Origin of the sequence: Pseudomonas sp. OTU5201, from assembly GCF_038440135.1 — a bacterium.
GTDB classification, from domain to species: Bacteria; Pseudomonadota; Gammaproteobacteria; order Pseudomonadales; family Pseudomonadaceae; genus Metapseudomonas; species Metapseudomonas resinovorans.
In genome coordinates this window covers 98,086-112,481 of the sequence record NZ_JASATC010000008.1, presented here as the reverse complement: position 1 = coordinate 112,481, position 14,396 = coordinate 98,086, and the positions used below count along the sequence as shown (strand labels likewise).

Genomic DNA, 14,396 nt, shown 5'->3' with positions numbered 1-14,396 from the left:
AACGTCGGCTCCATCGACATCCGACAACAAGAGGCAACACGCGATGACCGAGGTCGACCTCAATTCCGACATGGGTGAAGGATTTGGCCCATGGACCATTGGCGATGGCGTCGACGAAGCGATCATGCCGCTGATCAGCACCGCCAACATCGCCACCGGCTTCCACGCCGGAGATCCCAACACCATGCTGCGCACCGTCGAACTGGCCCAGCGCCATGGCGTGGCCATCGGCGCCCACCCGGGCTTCCGCGACCTGGTGGGCTTCGGCCGCCGGCACATCAATGCGCCGGCCCAGGAACTGGTCAACGACATGCTCTACCAGCTCGGTGCGCTGCGCGAATTCGCCCGCCTGCAGGGCATGCCCTTGCAGCACATCAAGCCCCACGGCGCGCTTTACATGCACCTGGCGCGCGACGAAGGCGCGGCGCGCCTGTTCGTCGAAACCCTGCGCCGCCTTGACCCCGAGCTGCTGCTGTTCTGCATGGACGGCTCGGCCACCTGCCGCATCGCCCGCGAACTGGGCCAGCCGGTGGTGCGCGAGTTCTATGCCGACCGCGACTACGACGCCTCCGGTTCCATCGTGTTCATCCGCCGGGTCACCGCGCTGGACCCGGAGCAAGTGGCCGACAAGGTCCTGCGTGCCTGCCAGGAAGGCGTGGTGCGCACGGTGGATGGCCAGGACATCCCGATCGCCTTCGAGTCGGTGTGCATCCACAGCGACACCCCCGGGGCCCTGGCCCTGGTCCAGCGCACCCGTGCCCGCCTCGACGCGGCTGGCATCGCCGTCCGGGCGCCGCGCTGAACCCCCTACTTCGCCTGCCTAGACAATGATTACAAGAGGATCAGATATGGCCGAGTTCCATGTGCTTTCGCCCTTGCCGGGCACCTTCTACCGCAAGCCGAGCCCGGATGCCGACAACTACGCCAGTGCCGGCGACACCGTGCAGGCTGGCGCCGTGATCGGCCTGGTGGAGGTGATGAAGCAGTTCTCCGAACTGACCGCCGACCAGGGCGGCCGCGTGCTGGCGTTCCACGTCGAGGACGGCGACCCCGTCGAGCCGGGGCAATTGCTGGCCGTCATCGAAACCGACGCGTGAGGGCAGGGCGATGAGCAACTCCATCCACAAACTGCTGGTGGCCAACCGCGGCGAGATCGCCGTGCGCATCATCCGCGCGGCCCAGGCCCTGGGCATTCCCACCGTGGCGGCGTGCAGCGAGGCGGACGCCGAATCGCTGCCGGCGCACCTGGCCGACGAGGTGCGGATCATCGGGCCGGCCCGCGCCGACAAGAGCTACCTGAACGCCGAGGCCCTGCTGCAGGCAGCGCGGGACAGTGGCGCCAATGCCATTCACCCGGGTTATGGCTTTCTCTCCGAGAATGCGGCCTTCGCACAGGCGGTGGTCGAGGCGGGGCTGATCTTCGTCGGCCCGGATGCCGACACCATCCGCCGCATGGGCGACAAGGCCGAAGCGCGGCGCACCGCCCAGGCCGCCGGCGTGCCGGTGGTGCCGGGCTCCCCGGGCGAACTCGATGACCTCGCCGCAGCCCTGGCCTGTGCCGAGACGGTGGGCTACCCGCTGCTGATCAAGGCTTCCGCCGGCGGCGGTGGGCGCGGTATCCGCATCGCCCACGATGCCGCCGAACTGTCCCGCGAGTTCCCCCTGGCCCAGCGCGAAGCCCAGGCCGCCTTCGGTTCGGGCGCCGTGTACCTGGAGCGCTTCATTCGCCAGGCGCGGCACATCGAGGTGCAGATCCTCGGCGACGGCCAGCACGCGGTGCACCTGTTCGAGCGCGAGTGCTCGCTGCAGCGCCGCCGGCAGAAGGTCTTCGAGGAGGCGCCATCGCCCGCCCTCAGCGCCGAACAGCGCCAGGCCCTGTGCGACAGCGCCGTGCGCCTGGCCCGCGACATCGGTTACTGCGGTGCCGGCACCCTGGAATACCTGTTCGATTCCCACAGCGGCGAATTCTTCTTCATCGAGATGAACACCCGCATCCAGGTCGAGCACCCGATCAGCGAGATGATCACCGGCATCGACCTGGTGCAGTGGATGCTGCGCATCGCCGGTGGCGAGCCGCTCTCGCTGCGCCAGGAGGACATCCGCATCCAGGGCGCGGCGCTGGAGATGCGCATCAACGCCGAAGACCCGGCGCGCAACTTCTTCCCCAGCCCCGGTCTGGTGGAGCAACTGGCCTGGCCCCAGGGCGAAGGTATCCGCGTGGAAAGCCACCTGTTCGAGGGCTACCGCGTGCCGGCCTACTACGACTCGCTGCTGGCCAAGCTGGTGGTACATGGCGGCGACCGCGCCGAGGCCTTCGCCCGCGCTGAAGCGGCGCTGGACGCCACCCGCCTCACCGGCATGGCGACCACTCTGCCGCTGCACCGCTTGCTGCTCGCCGACCCGGCCGTGCGCGATGGCCAGTTCGACACCGGCACCCTGGAACCCTGGCTCGCCGAACGGGCCGCTCTGCTGGCGCCCGCCGCCCCGGAGGCTTGAGATGAACGCAGCACCTGTGCGCTACAGCTTCGGCGGCGACGAGCACCTGTTCGCCGAAGTGTCCGAGTCCATGTCGCTGGAAGCCTTCTTCCGCGGCATGGCGATCACCCGCGCCGTCGAGCAGCAGGCGCTGCCCGGCGTGCTCGACATCTGCCTGGCCAACGCCTCCTTCCAGATCCGCTTCAACCCCGACCAAATCGCCCCCGAGGCGCTGCTGGAAAAAGTCCGCGAACTGGAAGCCCAGGCCACGGCCGAGCGCAGCATCCAGACGCGGATCATCGAGATTCCGGTGCTCTACAACGATCCCTGGACCCATGAAACGCTGATGCGCTTCCGTGACCGCCACCAGGACCCGTCCTCCACCGACCTGGAGTACGCGGCCAAGGTCAACGGCTTTGCCGACGTGCAGGCGTTCATCGAGGCCCACAGCGGCTCGCCCTGGTTCGTCTCCATGGTCGGCTTCGTCGCCGGGCTGCCCTTCATGTACCAGATGGTCGAGCGCGAGCAGCAACTGCAGGTGCCCAAATACCTGCGCCCGCGTACCGACACGCCGAAGCTGACCCTCGGCCACGGCGGCTGCTTCGGCTGCATCTACTCGGTACGCGGCGCCGGCGGCTACCAGATGTTCGGCGTCACCCCGGCGCCCATCTACGACCCGCAACAGAGCCTGGGCTACCTGAAGGACTCCATGGTGTTCTTCCGCTCCGGCGACATCGTCCAGTTCAAGCCCATCGACCGCGCCGCCTACGACCAGGCCGTGGCCGAGGTCGAGGCGGGAACCTTCCAGTTGCGCATCCGTCCGGTCAGCTTCGACCTGGATGCATTCATCCAGGACCCGCAAGGCTGCAAGCAGCGCCTGCAGGAGGTGCTCCATGTCGATTAAGGTGCAGAAACCCGGCCTCGCCACCTCGGTGCAGGACGCCGGCCGCGAAGGCCATTACCACCAGGGCATCCCGCCCTCGGGGGCGCTCGACCAGTACGCCCTGCGCGCAGCGAACCTGCTGGTGGGCAACCCGGCGACCGCCGCGCTGCTCGAATGCACGCTGCTCGGCCCGCAACTGGAGTTCCAGCGCGACGCCCTGGTGGCGGTCTGCGGCGCGCACATGACGCCGCGCCTGGATGGCGCCGAAATGCCGCTGGATACCGCCTTCCGCGTCCGTGCCGGCCAGGTGCTGGGCTTCGACTACATCAAGGCCGGGGCCCGCGGCTACGTGGCCATCGACGGCGGCATCGACGTGCCGGAAGTGCTTGGCAGCCGCTCCACCTATGGCCTGGGCGCCATCGGCGGATTCCACGGCCGGCGCCTGGTGGCCGGCGACGAGCTGCCGCTGGGCCGGCCGTCCGCGCAGGATCGCGAAGGCCTGGCCCTGCCGCGCTCGCTGCAGATCGAGCTGGGCGGGGAGGTTACCCTGCGCGTGGTGCCGGGCCTCTACCACCATCGCCTCACCGCCCGCGCGGCGGAGCAATTCTTCGCCGATACCTGGACCGTGGGCTCGGAGGCCGACCGCACCGGCTATCGCTTCAAGGGCGGCACGCCGCTGGAGTTCGAACCGCGCGAGCAGCCTTTCGGCGCCGGCTCCGATCCGTCGAACATCGTCGACGCCTGCTACCCCATCGGCTCGATCCAGGTGCCCGGCGGGCTGGAACCCATTGTCCTGCACCGGGACGCGGTATCCGGCGGCGGCTACGCGATGATCGGCACGGTGATCAGCCCTGACCTCAACCTGATCGCGCAGATGCAGCCGAACCAGCGCGCGCGCTTCGTCGCCATCTCCCTGGAGGAGGGTCTGGCCGCCCGACGCCAGTACAACCAGCAACTGGAACGCCTCAAGCGCTTCTTTCTTGCCTGAATAACAACAGACGCGTCGATACGACCGGTGGCTCCCTGTGCGCAGGGGGCCGTCGCGGTCCCCTGCTGGCGCAAATCCCGGATTTCATCTTGCGGAGAAACCAAGATGGCAAGCCTGTCGAAACAAGAACAAGACATCGACCTTTCCACCCAACCCGTCCCGCTCGACGCCCGCATGGGCAAGCTTTCGCTGACCATGGCCTGGTGGGCCGTGTGCAGCGCCATGTTCTACATCGTGGTCGGCGCCTCGCTGGCACTGGCCTATGGCGCGCGCAACGCGATCATCGGCATGCTGCTCTCGGTGGTCTGCTACGGCGTGATCAATGCGCTGATCAGCCGCTTCGCCGTGCGCAGCGGCCTGTCGGTGGCGCTGTTTTCCCGCCTGCTGTTCGGCCGCCTCGGCGCCTCCCTGGCGACGCTGATCTTCTTCTCCACGGCGATCTACTACGCAGTCTTCGAGGGCTCGGTGATCGCCGTGGCGTTCAACCACCTCTACCCCTCGATTTCCTACCCCGTGGCGGCGCTGCTGGTGGTGCTCTACAGCGTGCCGCTGATCTTCGGCAGCGTTCAGAACTGGCTGGACAAGTTCAACGGCGTGCTGCTGCCCTTCTACCTGTTCGGCCTGCTGGCCGCCGTGGCGCTGTCCATTGGCGAATACGGCTACCAGCCGCAGTGGCTGGACTTCGGCCCGGCCGCGCCTGCGGCCACCGGCTGGTGGGATTGCTTCACCGCCTACATGGGCGTGTGGGTGCTAATGATGTTCACCTTCGACTACGCCCGTTTCGGCAAGCCGGAAGATGCCCGCTACCACGGCCGCTGGAATTTCGGCATGCCCTTCTACCTGGTGACCTTCCTGCTCAACGGCATGGCCGGCATCTATCTCGCGGCGAGCATTCCGCGCCAGGGCGAGCTGAGCGAAGTGACGGTGGTGCTGGCCATCCTCCAGCTCATGGGCATCTGGGGCCTGCTGTTCGTCTGGGTGACCCAGACGCGGATCAATACCGCCAACTACTATCTGGCCACGGTGAACATGCAGGCCTTCTTCGGCGAGCTGCTGCGTCTGCGCCATTCGCGGCTGGTCTGGGCCCTGGTGGTGGGGGCGGTGGTCTACGGCCTGATGCTGGCGGATGTCTTCGCCTGGCTGCTCAAGGCGCTGGCCTGGCAGGGGGTGTTCGTGGTGGCCTGGGTCGGCGTGGCGCTGGCGCACATACTCGGCAAGGGTGCGGCCGAGGTGACCGACTCCCCCAACCTGAATGTCGGCGGGCTGGCCGCCTGGTTCAGCGGCGTGCTGCTGGGCTTCGCGCTGATGCAGGCCGGTGGCGTACTGCAGTCGTTCTCGGCGCCCTTGACCTTCCTGGTTTCGGCGGGCGTCTACGCTGCCGCGCTGCGGCTGCGCCGGACGGGGGGATCCGTCCTGGCCAGAGGACTTGCCGACCAGTAGACGGCCATGAAATTGATTTGATCAATAAATGATCAGATGTAAACCTGTGTCCAGTTTGTGGTTGACAGCGTCACAGCTCAACTTATGATGCCCTAAGCCTGAATTCCCGGACTCCACGTCCGGGTATCCCTGACAAGAGGCGCCGCACAAGCGTCGAAGGAAACCTCCATGAGTGCAACCGCATCCATCGCTACCCGTCACGACTGGTCCCTCGCCGAGGTGAAGGCTCTGTTCGAGCAGCCGTTCAACGACCTGCTGTTCCAGGCCCAGACCGTCCACCGCGCGCATTTCGACCCGAATCGGGTACAGGTTTCCACCCTGCTGTCGATCAAGACCGGCGCCTGCCCGGAAGACTGCAAGTACTGCCCGCAGTCCGGCCATTACAACACTGGCCTGGACAAGGAAAAACTGATGGAAGTGCAGAAGGTCCTCGAGGCCGCTGCCGAGGCCAAGGCCATCGGCTCGACCCGCTTCTGCATGGGCGCCGCGTGGAAGCACCCGTCCGCCAAGGACATGCCCTACGTGCTGGAAATGGTCAAAGGCGTGAAGAAGCTCGGCCTGGAAACCTGCATGACCCTCGGCAAGCTGACCCAGGAGCAAACCCAGTCTTTGGCCGAAGCCGGCCTCGACTACTACAACCACAACCTGGACACCTCGCCGGAGTACTACGGCAACATCATCACCACCCGCACCTACAGCGAGCGTCTGCAGACCCTGGCCTACGTGCGTGAGGCGGGGATGAAGATCTGCTCCGGCGGCATCCTCGGCATGGGTGAGTCGGTGGCCGACCGCGCCGGCCTGCTGATCCAGCTGGCCAACCTGCCGGAGCACCCGGAATCGGTGCCGATCAACATGCTGGTGAAAGTGAAGGGCACCCCGTTGGCGGAAGAGAAAGACGTCGACCCGTTCGATTTCATCCGCACCCTGGCGGTCGCCCGCATCATGATGCCGAAGTCCCACGTGCGCCTGTCCGCCGGTCGCGAACAAATGAACGAGCAGATGCAGGCACTGGCCTTCATGGCTGGCGCCAACTCGATCTTCTACGGGGAGAAGCTGCTGACCACCAAGAACCCGCAGGCGGAGAAGGACATGCAGCTGTTCGCTCGCCTGGGTATCAAGCCGGAAGAGCGTGAAGAGCACGCCGACGAAGTGCACCAGGCTGCCATCGAGCAGGCTCTGGTGGAACAACGCGATTCGCAGCTGTTCTACGACGCTGCATCCGCCTGACACCGCGTCAACGACCCCTGTAGGAGCGAGCTTGCTCGCGAGGGCGGCTCCTGCAGGTTCGCCAGCAAGCTGGCGCCTACGAGCAACCGAACCGCCCATGCCTTTTGATCTCGCCTCGCGTCTTGCCGCCCGCCATGCGGACAACCTCTATCGTCAGCGCCCGCTGCTGGAGAGCCCACAAGGGCCCGAAGTTGTGGTGGATGGCCGGCGAATGCTGGCCTTCTGTTCCAACGACTACCTGGGCCTGGCCAACCATCCCGAGGTGGTCCGTGCGCTGCGCGATGGCGCGGAGAAGTGGGGTGCCGGTGGCGGTGCCTCGCACCTGGTGATCGGTCATAGCGGCCCGCACCACGAGCTGGAACTGGCCTTGGCCGAGTTCACCGGCCGCCCTCGTGCGCTGCTGTTCTCCACCGGCTACATGGCCAACCTGGGCGCGGTGACCGCGCTGCTGGGCAAGGGCGATACGGTGCTGGAAGACCGCCTCAATCATGCGTCCCTGCTGGATGCCGGCCTGCTCTCCGGTGCGCGTTTCTCGCGGTACCTGCACAACGATGTCGACAGCCTGGCCAGCCGCCTGGAAAAAGCCGAGGGCAACACGCTGGTGGTCACCGACGGCGTGTTCAGCATGGACGGCGACCTGGCCGAGCTGCCCGCCATATGCGCTGCGGCCAAGGCCCGTGGCGCCTGGGTGATGGTGGATGACGCCCACGGCTTCGGTCCCCTTGGCGCCACTGGCGGCGGCATTGTCGAGCATTTCGGCCTCGGCCAGGACGATGTGCAGGTGCTGGTGGGCACCCTGGGCAAGGCCTTCGGCACCGCCGGCGCCTTCGTCGCTGGCAGCGAGGAGCTGATCGAAAACCTGATCCAGTTCGCCCGTCCCTACATCTACACCACCAGCCAACCGCCGGCCGTGGCCTGTGCCACGCTGAAGAGCCTGGAGCTGCTGCAGCGCGAGAGCTGGCGCCGCGAACACCTGGACAAGCTGATCCGTCGCTTTCGTGAAGGCGCGGCCGAAATCGGCTTGACCCTGATGGACAGCCCGACGCCCATCCAGCCCATCCTCATCGGCGACAGCGCCCGTGCGATGAAGCTATCGGCCCTGCTGCGCGAGCGCGGCATCCTGGTCGGCGCCATTCGCCCGCCCACCGTGCCAGCGGGTAGCGCGCGGCTGCGTATCACGTTCTCCGCCGTCCACACGGAAGAGCAGCTTGAATCCTTGCTGAGTGCCCTGGCCGAATGCTGGGCAACCCTGGCGAAGGAGGACGCCCTTGATGCGTGAACGCCTGATTCTGCTGCCGGGCTGGGCTATCGGCCCGGCCGCCCTGGAGCCCCTGCGTGATGCCTTGCTGGAGCGCGCGCCGCACCTGCTGGTGGAGGTCGAGCCGTTGCCCGCCCTGGAGCAGGCCGGCGCCTGGCTGGACGAGCTGGACGCCCGCTTGCCCCAGGACTGCTGGCTCGCGGGTTGGTCCCTCGGCGGCATGCTGGCCGCGCAACTGGCTGCACGTCGTGGCGACGCCTGCCGAGGGCTGATCGGCCTGTGCAGCAACATGAGTTTTCGCGACCGTGATGATTGGCCGTGTGCCATGTCCCAGGAAGTCTTCGCGGCCTTCCACGAGGCCTGCCGCCTCGATCACGTACAGACCCTGAGGCGCTTCACCATGCTGGTGGCCCAGGGCGCGCGGGATGCCCGTACCCTGGCGCGGCAGCTGCAGGTCACCCAGGTGCCCACCGAGCCCAAGGTGCTGGATGCCGGCCTGCGTCTGCTGGACGTGCTGGATATCCGCGCGGCCGTCCAGGGCTACGGTGGTCCGCAACTGCACCTGTTTGGCGGGCGCGATGCGCTGGTGCCAGCTACGGCCGCCGCCGCGCTGCTGGAGTGGCTTCCCGACCTGGAAGTCCAGGTGGTCGACGACGCCAGTCACGGTCTGCCGCTGGAAGGACCCGATGAGGTCGCAGCGGCCATCCTCCGATTCATGCGCGAGGGTGACGATGTCTGACGCGCGAATCGCCGCCGAAGAAGCCGAAGGTCATCTGCCGGACAAGCGCCAGGTGGCGGCTTCCTTTTCTCGTGCTGCAGATAGCTACGACAGCGTCGCCGCCTTGCAACGGGCGGTCGGCAACGAACTGTTGCGTCGACTACCGGAAAGGTTCGTGCCGCAACATTGGCTCGACCTGGGCTGCGGCACCGGCTACTTCTCACGGGCCTTGGCTGGACGTTTCCCGGAGAGCGATGGCCTGGCGGTGGATATCGCCGAGGGCATGTTGCGTCATGCCCGTCCTCTGGGTGGCGCCCGGCGCTTTATTGCCGGGGACGCCGAGCATCTGCCATTGGCCAGTGGAACCCAGCAACTGATTTTCTCCAGCCTCGCCGTGCAGTGGTGCGCTGACTTCGCCGCCGTGCTCGCCGAAGCGCGCCGCGTATTGCAGCCGGGTGGCGTGTTCGCCTTCAGCAGCCTGTGCGTCGGCACCTTGCAGGAACTGCGCGACAGCTGGCAGGCCGTGGACGGCTTCGTCCACGTCAATCGCTTCCGTCGTCTGGAGGACTACCAGGACCTCTGTGCCGCCAGCGGCCTGCTGCCGCTGGACCTGGGCAGCGAACCCCAGGTGCTGCACTACGCCGACCTGCGCACCCTGACCCACGAACTCAAGGCCCTTGGCGCGCACAATCTCAACCCCGGCCGGCCGGGTGGCCTAACCGGGCGGGCGCGCATCCTCGCGCTGGTGGAGGCCTACGAGCGCTTCCGCCAGCACCAGGGCCTACCGGCCACGTACCAAGTGGTCTACGGCGTACTGAAAAAGGAAGACTGACATGGCGGCGGCTTACTTCGTCACCGGCACCGACACCGAGATCGGCAAGACCACCATCGCGACCGGCCTGCTTCACGCTGCGCGGATGCAGGGCCTGTCCACTGCGGCTGCCAAGCCGGTCGCGTCCGGTTGTGAAGAGACCCCTGACGGCCTGCGCAACAGCGATGCCCTGGCGTTGCTGCGAGAGTGTTCGTTGCCGCTGACCTACGAGGAGGTCAACCCGCTGGCCTTCGCTCCAGCCATCGCCCCGCACCTCGCAGCACGTGAAGCGGGTGTCGTGCTGGATGTTGATTCGCTGACGGCACCAGTGCGCAGGGTGCTGGCCGGGGGCGCTGATTTCAGCCTGGTGGAAGGTGCTGGCGGCTGGCGCGTTCCGTTGGCGGGTTCCGCCAACCTCTCTGACCTTCCGATTGCCCTTGGGTTGCCGGTGATCCTGGTCGTCGGAGTGCGCCTGGGCTGCATCAACCATGCGGTACTGACTGCCGAGGCCATTCTGCGCGATGGCCTGACTCTCGCAGGCTGGGTAGCCAATGTGGTCGATCCGCAGACCTCGCGCCTGGCCGAGAATCTCGCCACCCTGGCCGAGCGACTGCCAGCACCCTGCCTGGGCCGAGTGCCCCGCCTGGACGAAGCGACCCCGGCCGAGGTGGCGCGCCATCTCGACCTGTCGCCGCTGGGCACATTCGTCCCGCGCTGATTGCGCAGCGCGCGACGGGCTGCTTCAATTGCGGGCATCTCCCTCCGAGCTTCGGTATCCGACATGGAAATCCAGGGTAGTGGCTTTAGCGCCGGTCTTGGCGCGATTCAGTCCGGCCAGCGCATGATCCAGCAGGCAGCCAGTGAAATAGCCAGCAACACAGTCAGCGGCGAGGGTGCTCAGCAGCCAGCCGACCTCACCACCATCCTGCTCGCCCTGGAGGCCGGCAAGGTCCAGGCAGAGGCTGGCAGCATGGTCGCCAAGGCCACCGACCAGATGATTGGCAGCCTGATCGATACTTTCGCCTGACCTCTCAAGGGCCACTTCTCGTGGCCCTTTCGCATTCTTCTCGCCCTTCGCCCATCCAGCGCTGCTGCGCTGTTTCTTGATCTTTACTGTCTGAAGGCAGGGCTTCGTGCTGCCTGCCAGGGGGGGCGTGACCGACCGGTCCGGCGGAGCGCTTGACAAGGTTTTGGCATAAACGTATGTTTCAAACGCCTGTTTGATTGTTCCCGCAATCACCACAAGATGCCGTTAGCGACCGGCGCTCCGGTCAGCTGAACCAGGAACCCACTGCAGAGGTTTACCGCTATGCCTGATTACAAGGCCCCCTTGCGTGATATCCGCTTCGTTCGTGACGAGCTGCTCGGCTACGAAGCGCACTATCAGAGCCTGCCTGGCTGCCAGGACGCTACCCCGGACATGGTCGACGCCATCCTCGAAGAGGGTGCCAAGTTCTGTGAGCAGGTAATCGCTCCGCTGAACCGTGTGGGTGACACCGAAGGTTGCACCTGGAGCGAGTCCGGTGTTAAGACCCCGACTGGTTTCAAGGAAGCCTACAAGCAGTTCGTCGAAGGCGGCTGGCCGAGCCTGGCCCATGACGTCGACCACGGCGGTCAAGGCCTGCCGGAATCCCTGGGCCTGGCTATCAGCGAGATGGTTGGCGAGGCCAACTGGTCCTGGGGCATGTACCCCGGTCTGTCCCACGGCGCGATGAACACCCTGTCCGCCCACGGGACCGACGAGCAGAAGCACACCTACCTGACCAAGCTGGTATCCGGCGAGTGGACCGGCACCATGTGCCTGACCGAGCCGCACTGCGGTACTGACCTGGGCATGCTGCGCACCAAGGCCGAGCCCCAGGCTGATGGTTCCTACAAAGTCTCCGGCACCAAGATCTTCATCTCCGCCGGTGAACACGACATGGCCGACAACATCGTCCATATCGTCCTGGCCCGCCTGCCTGATGCCCCGGCCGGCACCAAGGGTATTTCCCTGTTCATCGTTCCGAAGTTCATGCCGAACGCCGATGGTTCGGCCGGTGAGCGCAACGCCGTTTCCTGCGGTTCCATCGAGCACAAGATGGGCATCCACGGCAACGCAACCTGCGTGATGAACTTCGACGGCGCTACCGGTTACCTGATCGGCCCGGCGAACAAAGGCCTGAACTGCATGTTCACCTTCATGAACACCGCTCGCCTGGGTACTGCGCTGCAAGGCCTGGCCCACGCCGAGATCGGTTTCCAGGGTGGTATCAAGTACGCTCGCGAGCGTCTGCAGATGCGTTCCCTGACCGGCCCGAAAGCGCCGGAGAAGGCGGCCGACCCGATCATCGTCCACCCGGACGTGCGTCGCATGCTGCTGACCATGAAGGCCTTCGCCGAAGGCAACCGCGCCATGGTCTACTTCACCGCCAAGCAGGTAGACATCGTCAAGTACAGTCAGGACGAAGAGCAGAAGAAAGCTGCTGACGGCCTGCTGGCCTTCCTGACCCCCATCGCCAAGGCCTTCATGACCGAAGTGGGCTTCGAGTCCGCTTCCCACGGCATGCAGATCTACGGTGGTCACGGCTTCATCAGCGAGTGGGGCATGGAGCAGAACCTGCGCGACTGCCGTATCTCGATGATGTACGAAGGCACCACCGGCGTTCAGGCGCTCGACCTGCTGGGCCGCAAGATCCTGATGACCCAGGGCGAAGCGCTCAAGGGCTTCACCAAGATCGTGCACAAGTTCTGCCAGGCCAATGAAGCCAACGAATCCGTGAAGGAGTTCGTCGAGCCGCTGGCCAAGCTGAACAAGGAGTGGGGCGAACTGACCATGAAGGTCGGCATGGCCGCCATGAAGGACCGCGAGGAAGTCGGTGCCGCTTCGGTGGACTACCTGATGTACTCCGGCTACGCCTGCCTGGCTTACTTCTGGGCCGACATGGCTCGCCTGGCTGCCGAGAAACTGGCTGCCGGCGAAGGCGATGCCGCCTTCTACAAGGCCAAGCTGCAGACCGCGCGCTTCTACTTCAAGCGCATCCTGCCGCGTACCCGTACCCATGTAGAAACCATGCTGTCCGGTGCCAGCAACCTGATGGACATGGCCGAAGAAGACTTCGACCTGGGTTACTAAGGTTCAGCGCAACACGAAGAGCCCGCCGTTTCGGCGGGCTTTTTCGTTTCCGGCGTGCCCCAACCGCCGGGTTGTGGAGGACTTCGCACCGGCCCCCGTGCTTGCTTTTCGTACCTGTGCAATCATATCGCCATCTCGATTTTTCCCGTCTTTCGAATCCCAGGATCAGATCCCGTGCGGCCTCGTGCGTCCTATCGCCCCAGTCATTTCCTGCCTCCCTTGTTGCTGGTGATCGGGGGCGGAGTGGCGGGCTCGCTGTCGGGAATGAGCGAGTTCTTCACCTCACTCTTCAACGTGCTGCCCACCTTGCTCCTCCTACTGGGCGGCGCCTTCTGCTCGGCCTACGGGCGGGTGCGCCAGGTGGCGCTGCTGCTGGTGGTCTACCTCGCGTACTACCAGTTGGATACCCAGGTCGATTACTACCAGGCCGAGCGCGTGGTGCGGGAAGACGCCGGGCTCGTGTTCCACCTGGCCAGCCTGCTGCTGCCCATGCTCTACGGCCTGTATGGCTGCTGGGAGGAGCGCACCCATTTGCTGCAGGACTTCGTCGCCCGAGGTGCTGTGCTGATCGCGGTGCTCGGTGTGGTGGTGGCTCTTGGCAACAGCTACCCGGACGTCGTACTGGGCTTCATCGTCAAGGTTCACTGGCCGCTGCTGCACGGCAGCTGGATGACCCTGGTGCAGCTCGCGTATCTCGCATTCGTCGTGGCCCTGGTATCCCTGCTGGTCAACTACCTGCGCCAGCCGCGACCGCAGCATGCCGCGCAGTTGCTGGGACTGGCCGGCCTGCTGTGGATGCTGCCCAAGGCATTCCTGCTGCCCCACGCCCTGCATGTGATGAGCAGTATGGTGATGCTTGCCCTGACCGCTTCGGTGGCCCATGAGGCGTACCAGATGGCCTTCCGCGACGAGCTCACCGGTCTGCCCGGCCGCCGCGCCCTGAATGAGCGGCTGCGGCGTCTCGGGCGTAACTACGTGCTGGCGATGACCGATGTCGACCACTTCAAGAAATTCAACGACACCTATGGCCACGACGTCGGTGACCAGGTGCTGCGCCTGGTGGCCAGCCGGCTGCGCAAGGTGGGCGGCGGCGGCAAGGCTTACCGTTATGGCGGCGAGGAGTTCACCATCCTCTTCCCTGGCAAGTCGGTGGAGGATTGCATGCCCCACCTGGAAGCCGTGCGCCAGGCCATCGAGCAGTATCAGATGCACCTGCGTGACCAGGGTAGCCGACCGAAGAATGACGAAACCGGTAGGGCTAGACGCGGTGCTCCGAGCGGGCAGACCGTATCGGTGACCATCAGCATCGGCGTGGCTGGGCGCGACGCCGAGCAGCGCACCCCGGAAGAGGTGATCAAGGCCGCCGACCAGGCGCTCTACAGCGCCAAGAGCGCAGGTCGCAACCGGGTCTTCCGCCATGGTGAGAACCGTCGGGGGGCGGTGCGGGTGAAGCGGGCGACTGGCTGATACGCCCGGTTATG

At 65.9% G+C, this 14,396-nt stretch carries 14 protein-coding genes; all 14 read left to right on the top strand.

Features of this window, described 5'->3' with window-relative positions; all coding sequences use genetic code 11:
- Positions 1-43: 43 nt before the first annotated feature.
- The 14 genes from AAHM40_RS07395 to AAHM40_RS07330 all read left to right on the top strand — a co-directional run bounded on the left by AAHM40_RS07395 (position 44) and on the right by AAHM40_RS07330 (position 14,382).
- On the top strand, positions 44-802 hold the full coding sequence (locus AAHM40_RS07395) for a 5-oxoprolinase subunit PxpA (RefSeq protein ID WP_342244067.1): 759 nt from the start codon (positions 44-46) through the stop codon (positions 800-802).
- Positions 803-848: 46 nt separating this feature from the next.
- The gene (locus AAHM40_RS07390) at positions 849-1,097 is read left to right on the top strand and encodes an acetyl-CoA carboxylase (RefSeq protein WP_342244066.1); all 249 of its coding nucleotides are present in this window, start codon (positions 849-851) and stop codon (positions 1,095-1,097) included.
- A gap of 10 nt (positions 1,098-1,107) precedes the next feature.
- Entirely contained in the window at positions 1,108-2,496 is a 1,389-nt protein-coding gene (locus AAHM40_RS07385; protein ID WP_342244065.1) for an acetyl-CoA carboxylase biotin carboxylase subunit, read from the top strand.
- 1 nt (position 2,497) lies between these two features.
- Complete coding sequence (locus AAHM40_RS07380) at positions 2,498-3,379, top strand: 5-oxoprolinase subunit B family protein (RefSeq protein ID WP_342244064.1); 882 nt, start codon at positions 2,498-2,500, stop codon at positions 3,377-3,379.
- Positions 3,369-4,346 carry a 5-oxoprolinase subunit C family protein gene (locus AAHM40_RS07375; protein WP_342244063.1) on the top strand — a complete coding sequence of 326 codons (978 nt, stop codon included), beginning with the start codon at positions 3,369-3,371 and terminating at the stop codon, positions 4,344-4,346. The genes AAHM40_RS07380 and AAHM40_RS07375 overlap by 11 nt, the downstream gene beginning before the upstream one ends.
- A 105-nt stretch (positions 4,347-4,451) precedes the next feature.
- The gene (locus tag AAHM40_RS07370) at positions 4,452-5,786 is read left to right on the top strand and encodes a purine-cytosine permease family protein (protein ID WP_446731543.1); all 1,335 of its coding nucleotides are present in this window, start codon (positions 4,452-4,454) and stop codon (positions 5,784-5,786) included.
- Between the two features lie 168 nt (positions 5,787-5,954).
- Entirely contained in the window at positions 5,955-7,013 is a 1,059-nt protein-coding gene (bioB, locus tag AAHM40_RS07365) for a biotin synthase BioB (protein ID WP_342244062.1), read from the top strand.
- A gap of 97 nt (positions 7,014-7,110) precedes the next feature.
- Complete coding sequence (gene bioF, locus AAHM40_RS07360) at positions 7,111-8,292, top strand: 8-amino-7-oxononanoate synthase (RefSeq protein WP_342244061.1); 1,182 nt, start codon at positions 7,111-7,113, stop codon at positions 8,290-8,292.
- Entirely contained in the window at positions 8,285-9,010 is a 726-nt protein-coding gene (locus AAHM40_RS07355; RefSeq protein WP_342244060.1) for an alpha/beta fold hydrolase, read from the top strand. Before bioF ends, AAHM40_RS07355 begins: the two co-directional genes overlap by 8 nt.
- Entirely contained in the window at positions 9,003-9,821 is an 819-nt protein-coding gene (gene bioC, locus AAHM40_RS07350; protein ID WP_342244059.1) for a malonyl-ACP O-methyltransferase BioC, read from the top strand. Before AAHM40_RS07355 ends, bioC begins: the two co-directional genes overlap by 8 nt.
- A 1-nt stretch (position 9,822) precedes the next feature.
- A complete protein-coding gene (bioD, locus tag AAHM40_RS07345) occupies positions 9,823-10,518 on the top strand; it encodes a dethiobiotin synthase (protein WP_342244058.1) in 696 nt (231 codons plus the stop codon).
- A 63-nt stretch (positions 10,519-10,581) separates the two neighbouring features.
- Positions 10,582-10,827 (top strand): hypothetical protein, encoded by a 246-nt coding sequence (locus AAHM40_RS07340; protein ID WP_342244057.1) that lies wholly within the window; start codon positions 10,582-10,584, stop codon positions 10,825-10,827.
- 282 nt (positions 10,828-11,109) lie between these two features.
- Positions 11,110-12,915 carry a phenylacyl-CoA dehydrogenase gene (locus AAHM40_RS07335; RefSeq protein ID WP_028631141.1) on the top strand — a complete coding sequence of 602 codons (1,806 nt, stop codon included), beginning with the start codon at positions 11,110-11,112 and terminating at the stop codon, positions 12,913-12,915.
- Positions 12,916-13,089: 174 nt separating this feature from the next.
- A complete protein-coding gene (locus tag AAHM40_RS07330; protein WP_342244056.1) occupies positions 13,090-14,382 on the top strand; it encodes a GGDEF domain-containing protein in 1,293 nt (430 codons plus the stop codon).
- Positions 14,383-14,396: the final 14 nt, after the last annotated feature.